This is a genomic window from Photobacterium ganghwense (assembly GCF_017329545.1).
Lineage (GTDB): Bacteria > Pseudomonadota > Gammaproteobacteria > Enterobacterales > Vibrionaceae > Photobacterium > Photobacterium ganghwense.
The window spans coordinates 691,472-704,526 of the sequence record NZ_CP071326.1 but is presented as its reverse complement, the minus strand read 5'-3'; the positions used below and the strand labels follow the sequence as shown (position 1 = coordinate 704,526).

General features: G+C 49.2%; 11 protein-coding genes and 1 pseudogene. 7 read left to right on the top strand and 5 right to left on the bottom strand.

From position 1 onward, the window contains the following. Positions 1-113: 113 nt before the first annotated feature. Positions 114-890: a DmsC/YnfH family molybdoenzyme membrane anchor subunit gene (locus FH974_RS19105; protein WP_047884468.1), complete on the bottom strand. Its 777-nt coding sequence runs from the start codon at positions 888-890 to the stop codon at positions 114-116. A 428-nt stretch (positions 891-1,318) separates the two neighbouring features. After that, positions 1,319-2,731, bottom strand: a pseudogene (locus FH974_RS19100) (MDR family MFS transporter); the annotation flags it as partial. Positions 2,732-2,782: 51 nt separating this feature from the next. On the opposite strand from FH974_RS19100, the gene FH974_RS19095 reads away from it, so the two are divergent. Both FH974_RS19095 and nagA read left to right on the top strand, forming a co-directional pair. Beyond that, positions 2,783-3,670, top strand: a complete 888-nt coding sequence (locus FH974_RS19095) for a LysR family transcriptional regulator (RefSeq protein WP_047884469.1) — start codon at positions 2,783-2,785, stop codon at positions 3,668-3,670. Positions 3,671-3,999: 329 nt separating this feature from the next. Beyond that, positions 4,000-5,127: an N-acetylglucosamine-6-phosphate deacetylase gene (nagA, locus tag FH974_RS19090; protein WP_047884470.1), complete on the top strand. Its 1,128-nt coding sequence runs from the start codon at positions 4,000-4,002 to the stop codon at positions 5,125-5,127. 188 nt (positions 5,128-5,315) lie between these two features. Here the strand turns inward: nagA and FH974_RS19085 are convergent, their stop codons facing one another. Beyond that, entirely contained in the window at positions 5,316-5,618 is a 303-nt protein-coding gene (locus tag FH974_RS19085; protein ID WP_047884471.1) for a hypothetical protein, read from the bottom strand. Between the two features lie 293 nt (positions 5,619-5,911). Here FH974_RS19085 and ltaE point away from each other — a divergent pair, with 293 nt between their 5' ends. After that, the gene (gene ltaE / locus FH974_RS19080; protein WP_207104078.1) at positions 5,912-6,949 is read left to right on the top strand and encodes a low-specificity L-threonine aldolase; all 1,038 of its coding nucleotides are present in this window, start codon (positions 5,912-5,914) and stop codon (positions 6,947-6,949) included. Between the two features lie 218 nt (positions 6,950-7,167). On the opposite strand, the gene nhaD is transcribed toward ltaE, so the two are convergent. Then, complete coding sequence (nhaD, locus tag FH974_RS19075) at positions 7,168-8,574, bottom strand: sodium:proton antiporter NhaD (protein WP_047884473.1); 1,407 nt, start codon at positions 8,572-8,574, stop codon at positions 7,168-7,170. A 318-nt stretch (positions 8,575-8,892) separates the two neighbouring features. Here nhaD and FH974_RS19070 point away from each other — a divergent pair, with 318 nt between their 5' ends. The 4 genes from FH974_RS19070 (at position 8,893) to FH974_RS19055 (ending at position 12,607) form a co-directional block, all read left to right on the top strand. Then, entirely contained in the window at positions 8,893-9,735 is an 843-nt protein-coding gene (locus FH974_RS19070) for an ABC transporter ATP-binding protein (protein ID WP_047884474.1), read from the top strand. After that, complete coding sequence (locus FH974_RS19065; protein ID WP_047884475.1) at positions 9,732-10,718, top strand: ABC transporter ATP-binding protein; 987 nt, start codon at positions 9,732-9,734, stop codon at positions 10,716-10,718. Before FH974_RS19070 ends, FH974_RS19065 begins: the two co-directional genes overlap by 4 nt. Next, positions 10,715-11,173 carry a hypothetical protein gene (locus tag FH974_RS19060; RefSeq protein ID WP_047884476.1) on the top strand — a complete coding sequence of 153 codons (459 nt, stop codon included), beginning with the start codon at positions 10,715-10,717 and terminating at the stop codon, positions 11,171-11,173. The genes FH974_RS19065 and FH974_RS19060 overlap by 4 nt, the downstream gene beginning before the upstream one ends. A gap of 222 nt (positions 11,174-11,395) precedes the next feature. Beyond that, positions 11,396-12,607 carry a D-alanyl-D-alanine carboxypeptidase family protein gene (locus FH974_RS19055; RefSeq protein WP_207104077.1) on the top strand — a complete coding sequence of 404 codons (1,212 nt, stop codon included), beginning with the start codon at positions 11,396-11,398 and terminating at the stop codon, positions 12,605-12,607. A 168-nt stretch (positions 12,608-12,775) separates the two neighbouring features. Here FH974_RS19055 and FH974_RS19050 read toward each other — a convergent pair whose 3' ends face one another. After that, positions 12,776-12,919: a hypothetical protein gene (locus tag FH974_RS19050; RefSeq protein WP_157038311.1), complete on the bottom strand. Its 144-nt coding sequence runs from the start codon at positions 12,917-12,919 to the stop codon at positions 12,776-12,778. Positions 12,920-13,055 lie beyond the last annotated feature (136 nt).

Sequence of the window (13,055 nt, the reverse complement as noted above, 5' to 3'; positions counted from 1 at the left end):
AAAATATTGAGAATCTTAGAACGACAAAGCCGCGACTATCGCGGCTTTATTCTCTCTGAGATTTGTTATCTGTAAGCCAGGCTATTTGATGTGGCTTATAGAATGAGCATTGTCTAGATACCAGTCCCAACTAAATACGCCGCTACCGCATTGAGCCCCAACGCAAATGTCATGACTCCGGCAACCGGTTTACTGCGTGTCAGGGCAGGCATAAACCAGACGCCCAGAGCGCCAAGAAGTAATCCCACACTCATTAGTTGGGTGACAAATGGCATCACCTCACCCATCAACTCCAATTCCTCAGCAAGAATAGTGAGTTGCGGAAGTGCGGCGAGCAAACCAACCACCGCGATAGCCAGCCCGACATAAGGCAATATCCGGTTCAGAGGCTCGACTTTGTGCTCTGCTCTTATCAACATGGTGTGAGCCAGTAGCGTGCCACCACACAAGACCACGGCCAGAAAGTAACCCACCGCCAGTCGCGAATCATTCTGCATCACAAATCCGTGTCCCTGGAAGGCCAGAAGAAAAATCCCCGCCCCCACCAGCATGACCAGAACCAACAGGCTACGGCGCAATCTATCACTGCCCCAAAGTGCCTTTTCGGCAAACCAATAAATCAGAGCCAGCGCAAAAAACGTAAACACCAGAATAGCGGCAAGACTTGGCTGGTAAGCCGTTTCTGCCGCGGCAAGAATCAGTGTGGTTTCTCTGAAAAACATCGACAGAAAAATCATCAGCCACAATACCGGCATCGTACGGTGTAAGCGATCAGACTGACCAAAACACAGTTTGCCGGATAAGATAACAGCTCCATTTATCAAAAATGCGCCAATAGCCACACCGGCTAACACACTGGACAGAATCAATGGCCATTCAAACCAAGCCATGATGCACCTCTTTCACCTAATTCTCCTGCTGTATTCGTGAATCACGGGGCGTTATTCTGCCCCACTCCTAGCCGTAATGCTAATGAAATCCGGGCCTCTGCGGCTATCTGCTGGCCGTGAACCCAATACGTTTTTTTACCAGTAAAATGCTCTAAAACTTCATGCCATAGTTTCGGGTGTCATAATTCGGAATCATTGTTTCAAGGCGCTGTTTCAGAGCCTATCTTTCATCTTCCGAACGTCTAGTCCCGAGACGAACCCTGAGAAGTTACCCAACACAACTATTTCGTGCCATCGTTGCCTTTCCCTGTATCACCAGCCGCTCCTGTTGCTTCAGTTTCTGCGATGTCTTTTCTATCGGGTTTGTGATTTCCGGCTGGCAGGTTTCCTTGCTCATGTCCGGACTCAAGCGTTTGATCATGAGTGACGTGTTCTGCCAGCGATTGCGCTTTCAGGCAAGCGATAGTGGCTAGCAGCGCAATGACGGAAACTACGGCCATTCCCGCATAAGTCAGGGTAAATCCTTCGCCCAGAACCTGAGGATCAAAATGTGACAACCCATGTCCGGCGCCTTCACCGACAAGCACCGGTACTTTCATGTGGAACAACGCGCCGCAGAGCGCCACGCCAATCGCACCACCCAATTCTCGGCTGTAACCGAACATGGACAATCCAATACCACGATCTGATGCCGGCAGTACGTTCTGTACCACAACGCCCAATGCCGGTAAGGTCAACCCCAGTCCCAGGCCACCCAGCGCCAGGGCAACCTTCGTCAGCATGCCGAAATACAGCAAGCCCAGCGCCACACTGGCCATGGCAAAACCAAGGACAACCAGTGATTTATACACCCCGGTTTTAGCAATACGTTTACCGCCAAAATACGCCCCGGCCGTGATGCTCATCATAAACACCACCATAATCAAACCGGCTGTTGAGGCCGTCATCCCTTGCTGCCACTGCATTTGCAGCGGTAAATACACCAGCACCGCAAACATCAGCAGCTGCGAACACATAATAAGAGAGACACTGATCATATAACCCGGCAGACGGGTCAGCCTCGCAGGCAGAATTGGATCAGAAACCTTGCGTTCCACCAGCACCAAAGCAATCAGATTGATTGTCAGCGCAAATGCCAGGAATACCTTACTGATAGCCGCTTCCGGAGACAGTAACAGCAATAGCAGAGTTGTTGCGATCATCAGCAGACCGGCGCCCAACCAATCGAACTGACTTTCTCGCCCCTGATTCAGATGCTTCAGGTTGGTATTAATCATCCATAGCGCCAGTCCACCGAGTGGAATATTGATCCAGAACACCCAACGCCAGCTCAGGTGTTCAGCAAAGTAGCCGCCGAGCAATGGTCCAGCAATGCTGGACACCGCGTAAACCGCAGAGATATACCCCTGATATTTACCCACTTCGCGTGCAGGGATAGAGTCGGCAATCACCGTAAACGCCAGAGCGATCAGTCCACCGCCGCCAATTCCTTGCAGGACACGGGCGGCTATCAGGGTCGGCAAATCCTGTGCCAACGCACACGCAATCGAACCCAGCACAAACAAGACAATGCTGGCATTGAGCATTTTCACCCGCCCAAAAATATCACTCAGCTTACCGTATACCGGTAAGACTGCCGTGGCAGCAAGCAGGTAAGCGGTGACAACCCAGGTCAAAGCCTGACCGGCTCCCAGCTCGTCACCAATAATGGGTAACGGAGTGGTCACGATACTTTTTTCTAAAGATCCTAACGCAATAACCAGCGCGACACTGGCAAAGATGGTTTTTGGCGACATACATTCTCCTTCAATGGCATGGCAAGGATAATTCATGAAGTGAATTTCGAAAACAGGATATAATGAAGGTCAAAATTCCATTTTTGGGATCACTGTATGAAACTTGATGATCTTGCTTTATTTCTCCGGGTAGTCAAAGCAGGAAGCTTTGCTGCCGCAGCCCGTCAAATCAACATTCCGACCAGTACGCTCAGTCGCCGTATTCAACAACTTGAAAGTGACAGTGGCCGCAAGCTGCTGGTTCGCCATGCCAAAGACATGCAGCTGACCAAAGACGGACTGCTGTTCGTGAAAGAGTTTGCCGCTCTCTTTGACGACCTGCAGGCACGCGTGGCAGAAATCGATGATGAAAAAGATCAGCTGTCTGGGCTGATTGTGATCAATGCACCAATTATTCCAACCCAACACCCTCTGGGTTTAATTGCACTGGAATTTGCCAAACACCACCCAAACATTCAGTTGCGTTTTCAATTGGGTAACCAAGCCGACTACTTTATGCGAGGAGATATCGACATTGCCCTACGTTTTGGCCGGCAACCTCCGTCAGACTGGGTGTCCCGGAAAATTGCCCACAACCCGGCAATTCTCTGCGCCAGCATGGAATACCTGACGACTCATCCGGCGATCTCGCACCCAAATGAGTTGGCACGCCATCTCCTGCTAACCTCAAACCCTGATCAACGCTGGCATTTTCTTCACCCGAACGGAAATAGCGTCAGTCTTAAGCATAACGGACGGATTCAGTCTGACGAACTAGACTGTATTCATCATGCGGCTATCTCAGGGTTTGGCGTGGCAAAACTCCCCGAATGGTACGTCCGAGCATCGCTGGAGAATGGTGAATTAATACAGGTGTTACCCGAATGGCAGATTGAAGGGGCTGATGTCATGATGCTGTATCCCAGCCGCAAACACCTTCCGGAGCGAACACAGGCACTGATTGACTTCTTCCATGAAAACTGGACCGGCCTGAATTCACAGTAACCATAGAGTCCTCTTTCTCAGGCAATCATTAGCAGTAAGCCCTTTACCAAGAACCTTACCAGAAAAGCTTTTGAGAGAGCTTTTGCAAAATATACCTTGGTATTCTGCTGGGAGAAGGACACAGTTTTGGGCACAGCAGTTGACAAATAAGGATGATTGCAATAACTTATTTTTTATCAAAAAATAACAATCACTACGCAGACACACCACTGGACATAGCACTGGTCGGCTCATCAGCCCAAACAATCGCTCCATAAAAACGGTTAGGCCAGCGTAGGTGATAAACCGGTATTAATTGCTGTCGCATTGATAAATCAGTAGGAACGCCCATGTACGCTATCACAAATGTTAACGTCTTTAATGGCTCCACCATCTTGCCCAATCAGGCCATCATTGTAGATGGCGACATCATTCTCGATATTGTGCCTATGAATGAATCGGTTGTCCTGCCGAGCCAACAATACAACGGTGACGGGCTGACTGCGACAGCAGGATTTATCGACCTGCAACTCAACGGCTGCGGTGGCGTACTGTTTAATACACAAACCAGCGAAAAAACACTGGAAGTGATGAACAGGACCAATCTGCTGTCCGGCACTACACAATTTTTACCGACTTTCATCACCAGCCAGCATGACAGCATGTGTCGCGCCATTGATGTCGTCGCCGGCCTCAAGAATAAATCGGCACTGGGTGTGCTGGGATTGCATCTTGAGGGCCCCTTTATTAGCAAAGAAAAGAAAGGGGCGCACAACGAAAACCACATTCGCACTTTAGATGAACTGACGGCGCTCTATCTCGCCGATCACAAAGACCAGATATCTGTTGTGACCCTGGCTCCTGAACATACACCGCAATCTGTTATCGATATCCTGCATCAGGCCGGAATCCGGGTTTCTCTCGGCCATACCAATGCCAGCTACCATGAGCTTAATACGAAAGATCACCTCGAATTAGCAACGCACTTATACAACGCCATGAGCCCGTTGGGCTCCCGCGAACCGGGTGCTGTGGGCTATATTTTCGATCGCAAACCTTACACGGGTATCATTGTCGATGGCATACATTCTGATTTTGCTTCCGTTCGAATCGCACATGAGATCCTCAAGGATAAGCTTTTTATGGTAACCGATGCGGTAACACCCGCCGGAACCGATATGACGGAATACGATATGGCTGGCACCAAAGCGTACGTGACCGATGGGAAATGCCATTATGCAGATGGCACTATCGCAGGCGCTGCCATCACTATGATTGAAGGTGTAAAAAACCTGAATCAGCATGTAGGAATATCCCGCGAGGAAGCCTTACGGATGGCCAGTTTGTATCCAGCGCGCGCCATTGGTATCGATCACGAGTACGGCAAACTGGAGCCCGGCTACAAAGCCAATATCACGTTGTTGAACGCCAGTAATGACGTATGCAGCGTATATCAAATGGGAAATAAGCGCTTCTGACAGGCTTTCGACTCGCAGAGGGTAGAAAGAGAAAATAGAGAAGAGACTAACTATCTAAACCTCCCCATTTCATCATAACTATCCAATTTGTCAGCTGGACAGAGTCGCAGCTAAAAAAGCCCTGTACTGATGCACAGGGCTTTAAAGGTACGGCTATCAGATACAAAAATTGGGGTTGGAATGAGCGATTAGAGATCCCTCATCAAGATCTCGAATTCTTCTTCAGCCAACTCAATTAGCTTAGCCAGCTCTCTAGCGTCATCACTGGTTAAGCATAAGTGCCAGCGAATATTCTCTGGCTTTAGCTGATCTTTGCACACTAATTCTGTTTTTTTACCAGCAGAATAGAAGTACAGCTCATCAAATTCACCTTTATAGTGATTATCTTCTTCTAATATATTGACTTCCAGCTCTCCGGTGGGGATTACGGTTACTTTCGCATGTAAACCACATCCCTCTGGCAATAGATATTGCCTATGCTCAGCCAACATACACCAGCCTCCTATCTGAACTCAGCCATAAGAATGATCCCGGTAAGTGTTCAAAGTTACCCAACAGGATCAATGGTAAGTTTAGTCAACCTGGTAGGGGTTAAATAAAGATTCATCAAATCAACACAAATATTCCGGAAGTTTTTTGCCCTTCGTCAAGCACGGAACAAATAACGTTTCATCACCTTGACAGCCTGAAGGTTTCTCAACCTTAACAATTTATAGCGCATGGAATTCGGTTACATTTTCAGTCGCTATGATATATTGGCAAAAAACACTGCAAGGATGACGCAATGATTGACTTCCGTTCCGACACCGTGACACAACCTACCCCAGCCATGCGCCAGGCAATGTCTACAGCCGCTGCTGGCGACGATGTTTACCAGGACGACCCAACCGTCAATGAGCTGGAACAATGGGCAGCCGAACGCCACGGATTCGAGAGTGCTTTGTTTTGCAGCTCTGGTACTCAGGCAAACCTTTTATCACTAATGGCTCATTGTGAACGTGGTGACGAATACCTATGCGGCCAGCAGGCGCACAACTACAAGTTCGAAGGGGGCGGCGCGGCCGTTCTTGGCTCAATTCAACCTCAGCCGATTGAGAATGAGAAAGACGGGACATTGTGTTTCACCAAGCTGGCAGCAGCCATTAAGCCGAATGATCCGCACTTTGCCCGCACCCGGTTATTAAGTCTGGAAAATACCATCAATGGTAAAATTCTGCCGTTGAGCTATCTCGCTCAGGCACGGGCATTTGCTGATGAGCACCAACTCAAACTTCATCTGGATGGTGCGAGGGTGTACAACGCCGCTGTTGCATTGAACATCGATATTACTGACATCAGCCAGTACTTCGACTCCATGACCATCTGCCTGTCTAAAGGGCTGGGCGCACCGATTGGCTCACTGGTGCTGGGTGACAGCGCATTTATTCAGCGTACCCGCCGCTGGCGTAAAGTACTGGGTGGCGGGATGCGCCAGGCGGGTATTCTCGCCGCTGCCGCAAAGATCGCGTTAACAGATCATATTGAGCGTCTGGCTGATGATCATGCTAATGCCCGATATCTGGCAGAGCAACTAAATCAGGTGGCAGGATTTTCCGTCAATACCCAACATATACAGACCAATATGCTTTTTGCCAAAGTGGCCCCCTCGCTGGATCAACATCAGCTTGTGGCAACACTCAAAGAACAAGGCATTCTGATCAGTGCGGGTCAACCAATGCGTCTGGTCACACATCTGGATATTTCGCGCGCAGATATTGATACGTTTATTTCGGCACTGAAAACGACAGTCAGCAATCTTGCACCGCATCTGCAAACCGACTAACACTGGTTTCACCTGCAAAGTCCGTTTACAAAGTTTTGCTCACAAAGATACGCCAGCGACAAATAAACCAAGTAACAAACTGAGCGAAGATTAACGACAAAAGGCACCTGAGGTGCCTTTTCGTTTTTGATCTTCGATGTCTTTGATCAAAGCGCCCTATGGACCCCTCTATGGTTTTGTATGACCGGAAAAATGTTTTCTTGTCAAAGCGGCAAGACTCAGAACAAACGACTATTGAGCAACAGGTGACACAAAATACTGGCCGCGTAGCCCAAGGCGATCGCCGGTGTCCATTTCAGGTGGCCAAAAAAGGTATACTTGCCGTGCGCCGCACCCATTAGTGCTACACCCGCCGCAGAACCGATGGACAACAGGCTTCCCCCCACCCCGGCAGTCAGCGTAACAAGCAACCAGTTCCCCAGTGATAAATCGGGCTGCATTGACAATACAGCGAACATCACCGGTATGTTATCGACGATCGCTGACAACAAGCCAACCATAATGTTTGCCCAGACCGGATTCCACTCGGTGTACATCACTTCAGAAACCAGTCCCAGATATCCGAGCAGGCTCAACCCACCCACACACATCACCACACCGTAGAAAAACAGCAGGGTATCCCATTCAGCATGAGAGATTCGTTTGAACACATCAAACGGCACTACAGAACCTAATCGTCTCAGGGCTTCTTCATCATGGTTGGCTATCGCAATGGCTTTTTTCCTTTCCAGAGAGCGGTGCAAGGTTTTACGCAGGTAGAAACCAAAGAACTGAAGGTATGCAAGCCCCATCATCATCCCCATTACTGGCGGGAAATGCACCCAGCCATGGAAGCCAACCGCTGTGGCAATGGTCAGAATGAAAAGCAATACGATACGACGTGCGCCGCGTTTCATCTCCACATATTCACTTGCAGTATTCGGCTGAGTTTGAGGGACGAAAAACGACATGAGTGTCGCGGGCACCAGATAATTAACCAACGCCGGCAGAAACAAATCCAGGAATCCCATGAAGTCGACCAACCCCGCCTGCCACACCATCAGCGTTGTAATATCACCGAATGGGCTAAACGCCCCTCCGGCGTTAGCCGCAACCACAATGTTGATACACGCTAGGTTAATGAAGCGGATGTTACTGCCACCTACCTTCATCACCACAGCACACATCAGCAACGCAGTAGTTAGGTTGTCAGCAATGGGAGAAATCACAAAAGCCAACATCCCAGTTAGCCAGAACAGGCTACGGAAATTGAATCCTTTGCTAACCATCCATCCCTGCAGGGCATCAAATAAACGCCGCTCTTCCATGGCATTGATGTATGTCATGGCCACCAGCAGGAAGAGAAGAAGTTCTGCATATTCCAGCAGGTTGTGTTCAAGCGCTTCTTTGGCGACCTCCCCCATACCATGTTCCTGATAGACGTACCCAATCATCAGCCACATCACCCCCGCAGCCAGTAGCACGGGTTTAGACTTACGGAGCTTGAGATATTCCTCCCCCATCACCAGCAAGTATGCCAGCGCAAAAATCAGTAATGATGCATACCCCACCGTTGAATGGGTGAGATTCATTGCGCCTTCCACCGCCAATGCCGGAGCCGCTGCACAGACAGCCAGTACAGACATAAAGACATGACTCACTCTCATCGTTCACTCACTCCCTGAGAAATAAATGGATATTAATCAGTGTACCTCTTTCATAATGGCATTTACGTGAAGCATTCCAATAACATAACAACCTACGCAACATTAAGTTAACAGTGTGAGCGTAATTACACTCCCTGATATTAGTTTGAGAAAATCTGAAACTGTTGTGAAAAAAGTGCTATTTGGCTCGATAATTTTCAGCCCCGCAGACCCTCTTCACTTTACACCTCACCAGAATGATAATAGTTTTCATTTGCATTATTGATTTGGTTTTATGATTACTCAGAAGGGAACGACATGGAACAGGCTTATCACACTGATCCTCTAATTACAGTCCGGGAGCTGGAGGTGACGTATATCACCAATGACGGCGACTTCCAGGCCGTCAAACGGGTTAGCTTTGATATTGGCAAAGGCGAGATTTTCGGGCTGGCCGGCGAGTCGGGTTGCGGTAAAAGTACCATCGCTTTTGCCATCAACCGCTTACATAAACCACCCGCGATGATCACTCATGGCCAGATAACATTTGACGGTCGTGATTTGCTCACACTGAGCGAGCCTCAAATGGCGGCAGTTCGCTGGAAAGACATTGCCATGGTGTTCCAGAGTGCCATGAATTCGCTCAACCCTGTGCTCCCCCTTCACGAGCAATTCGCCGATGTCATGCGTCACCATCTCGGTTACAGCAACGTGCAAGCCCGGGCGCGCGCTGAAAAGCTGATGGATCTCGTCAACATTCCCCGTGAGCGCCTGAATGAATATCCACACCAATTCAGTGGGGGCATGCGCCAGCGACTGGTGATCGCGATTGCACTCAGCCTGAACCCGAAACTCATCATTATGGACGAGCCCACAACCGCACTGGATGTGGTTGTGCAGCGTGAAATTCTGCAGCAAATTTTTCAGTTGCAAAAAGAGTTTGGATTTTCAGTGCTCTTTATCACGCACGATCTTGCTCTGATGAGCCAGCTTTGTGATCGCATTGCCGTCATGCGTCACGGCGAGATAGTGGAAGTGAACATAGCCCGGCAGATCCGAAATGCCCCGCAGCATCCATACACCCGTCAACTGTGGGACTCGTTCCCTAATATTCACCAGAGCACACGCCAGATTACAATCAGTGAGGAAATCCCGGCATGACTTTACTAACCCACCATGTTGAAAACACAACGCGCACCGACATCAGCGCCGAACCTGTTATTGAGATGAAGAATGTCATTAAAGACTTTGCTGCCGGTGGTGGATTCGGTGCCACAGACACCTTTCGCGCACTCAATAATATCAGTCTGAAACTGTACCCGGGTCGGACACTGGCATTGGTGGGTGAATCAGGTTGCGGTAAGAGCACTTGCGCCCGTCTTATCACTAAAGTCCACAAGGTAACATCGGGCCAGATCCTCTTCCATGGCAAAAACATTAATGAGATTACCCGGCGGAATGACCTGCTGCACTATCGCAGCAAAGTACAAATGGTTTTTCAGGACCCATTCGGCTCCCTCAATCCTACCCATACCATCCGACATCACCTCACCAGGCCCCTGAAAATTCATCAGCAGGTTACCGATACCAGCGAACTGCATGAGCGCTTAGAAACACTGATGACACAGGTCGAGTTGCCAACCAGTGATCTGGCCAAGTATCCGCATCAACTAAGCGGCGGCCAGCGCCAACGAGTCAACTTAGCGCGAGCGCTTGCCGTCGGTGCCGAAATCATTCTTGCCGATGAGCCAACCTCTATGCTGGATGTGTCAATCCGTCTCGGGGTATTGAACCTGATGAAAGAGATGAAGGAAAAACTGAACATTGGATTTCTGTATATCACACATGATCTGGCAACCGCTCACTACATCGCGGAAGAAACAGCCGTTATGTATCGCGGCCAAATTGTCGAATGGGGGGACACTCAGTCTATTTTACGCCAGCCCACCCACCCTTACACCCGTTTGCTGATTTCAGCCGTGCCGGATCCGGATCTGCCTTTTGCCAATCTGGTGGAATCTGAACCAAACTATGCGTTAAGCGCTGACAAGATCCGTGAAATCAGCCGGGTAACCGCTAACGGTGTGTTAAAGGTCGGTGACAACCATTTTGTAAGTAACTGGAAAGGGGCAACAGCAGCATGACAGAGCTGATAAGCTGGTTGGAACAACTCAAAGCGTTCGATGAAGCAAACATCACCGACGCGGCTCCCTGTCTGGAGAAACTGATAAATCAGCCACCAGCCGAAATTTATGGACCGGTTCTGACACCGGTCCATAGTGAAGCACTGGCTTACTGGTTTCACGTTTGCCAGCGTTTAAGTGGCATGTATCTGCATGCTGACAAGCCAGACAAAGCGTACAGCTACCTGCAATTCAGTTACAGCAAACTCCAGCAGTTAGCCTGTTTACCGCAGCAAGACCCGGCAATGAAACGCTGGTGCCTGATAAAAATGGACCGAATGATTGTCAGTATGCTGGAGTTCTGTCAGCACCAGCCGTTACCAGCCTGGCAGCAGGAAAGCAATCAGCTGGTTGATTTACATGTCCGCTTCATGCAGGCCAATCGGCCGATCACCCTCACGTCTAATCCGGGGTAACCCTAAAAGACGATACCGATGCTTCGTTGGATGTTATCTTCAGGCCTTTCCATGCCGTGTAACTTCAACCTGTGCAGCGCAAAATTTTTTCATCCGGAACAGAAACGGCAATTTTTTACTAAGCTATTTTTACTAAGCTATTTTTATCGGGTCAAAACGACTTTGATCGGGTAAATCAGGTAATAGCTGCCTGAGTGTATTGCCACATGAGGTTGACCAGTGATGATGTTCAATACGTTCCGGAAACCGTTGCTGCTACTTTTATCGGCGTTTGCTGCTTCACTTCCCGTCTTATCACAGGCGGAACCCCTACCTACTCCTCCGGAAATTGCAGCCAAAGCCTGGGTGCTGATGAGCTATGAATCCGGTCAGGTGATTGCCGGTGAAAACATCCACAAGCAACATGCCCCTGCCAGCCTGGTAAAAATCATGACCTCTTATGTGGTGGGACAGGAACTGAAAGCGGGTCACATTGCCACCGATGATCTGGTGGTTATCAGTGAAAATGCCTGGGGGCAAAAATTTCCGGGTTCGTCAAAAATGTTTCTGAATGTCGGGGATCAGGTCAGTGTGGATGATCTCAACCACGGCGTCATCATTTCTTCCGGTAACGATGCCACTGTAGCACTGGCAGAACATGTCGCTGGGCATCAGTCTGCCTTTATTGAAATGATGAATCGGCATGCGGAAAAACTCGGCATGAAAGACAGTTACTTTACTAACCCCCACGGCCTGGATTCTGACGATCAATTTATCACCGCTTACGACATGGCGGTGTTAACACGTGCCTTCATCCGTGATTTACCGAATGTCTACCCTATCTTCAAACAGAAATCTTTTACCTTCGGCAAAATCAAACAGGGGAACCGAAATGGACTGTTATGGGACACCACACTGAATGTGGACGGCGTGAAAACCGGTTACACCAAAGAAGCCGGTTACAGCCTGGTTTCATCGGCTGAGCAGAACGGACAACGCCTGATTGCTGTGGTGCTCGGCACTCAAAGTTCATCTTCGCGTCAGTCTGAAAGCAAGAAATTGCTGACCTGGGGATTTCGGTTCTATCAGGATATCCAACCCCAATTCAGCGGCAAAGAACTGGCTCCATTGCGGGTCTGGTATGGCTCTCCTTCCTCCATTAATCTTGAGGTTGAAGAAGGTGGCACCATTACCGTTCCTCGCCGTGAAAGAAAAAACATCACCTATACGATTACTTACGATCACAATCTGGAAGCACCGGTCGAAGTCGGCCAGACCGTGGGCAAAGTGGAGTGGTATCTCAATGATGAGGTGATTGCTGAGCGTCCCTTACTGGCCAAGGAAGCATCGGAAAAAGCGCCGTGGTACAAATCCATGGTTGATGTGGTCTGGCGCCCCATCAACGAGTGGTTCAGCAGTCAGGACTGGGAGCCCAAACCTGTGACTGAACAGTAGTGATGAATAGTAGTGATGAATAGTAAACAGATGAATTGCGTGCAGCCACCCGTTAATGAACGAGCCGTGAATATGGCATTGACAAGGTGGCTGCCTGTGGACCACAAAGCCTACTTACTCAAAACGGATGCCAATAAACACACTCTACACTGAATCAGACCTGGAGCTTCAGTCCAGGTCGTCGTCAAAGTCTTCCGTATCAAACAAGTCGCTGTTAAACCGATTTTCGCAATCACTGTCCTTTCGGTATTCGTCCCAGGGTTCACCTTCAAGGGGCTCAATCTCACCGGGTTCAAGGTAATCAGGTAACATCCTACACCTCCTGTATGACTGTTGCAGCTAGCTCTTTCAAACTGTGCCAGATGCCATCGCATCTCTTGTCCCTTACCCTTTTTAAAAGCATGGCATGTCAATCAGGTGAATGCCGCATGGCGATTCAATGAAGGAG

Coding starts and splice junctions, on each gene's coding strand:
- FH974_RS19105 (WP_047884468.1), bottom strand. CDS start 890: ATGGCTTGGTTTGAATGGCCATTGATTCTGTCCAGTGTGTTAGCCGGT.
- FH974_RS19095 (WP_047884469.1), top strand. CDS start 2,783: ATGAAACTTGATGATCTTGCTTTATTTCTCCGGGTAGTCAAAGCAGGA.
- nagA (WP_047884470.1), top strand. CDS start 4,000: ATGTACGCTATCACAAATGTTAACGTCTTTAATGGCTCCACCATCTTG.
- FH974_RS19085 (WP_047884471.1), bottom strand. CDS start 5,618: ATGTTGGCTGAGCATAGGCAATATCTATTGCCAGAGGGATGTGGTTTA.
- ltaE (WP_207104078.1), top strand. CDS start 5,912: ATGATTGACTTCCGTTCCGACACCGTGACACAACCTACCCCAGCCATG.
- nhaD (WP_047884473.1), bottom strand. CDS start 8,574: ATGTCTGTACTGGCTGTCTGTGCAGCGGCTCCGGCATTGGCGGTGGAA.
- FH974_RS19070 (WP_047884474.1), top strand. CDS start 8,893: ATGGAACAGGCTTATCACACTGATCCTCTAATTACAGTCCGGGAGCTG.
- FH974_RS19065 (WP_047884475.1), top strand. CDS start 9,732: ATGACTTTACTAACCCACCATGTTGAAAACACAACGCGCACCGACATC.
- FH974_RS19060 (WP_047884476.1), top strand. CDS start 10,715: ATGACAGAGCTGATAAGCTGGTTGGAACAACTCAAAGCGTTCGATGAA.
- FH974_RS19055 (WP_207104077.1), top strand. CDS start 11,396: ATGATGTTCAATACGTTCCGGAAACCGTTGCTGCTACTTTTATCGGCG.
- FH974_RS19050 (WP_157038311.1), bottom strand. CDS start 12,919: ATGTTACCTGATTACCTTGAACCCGGTGAGATTGAGCCCCTTGAAGGT.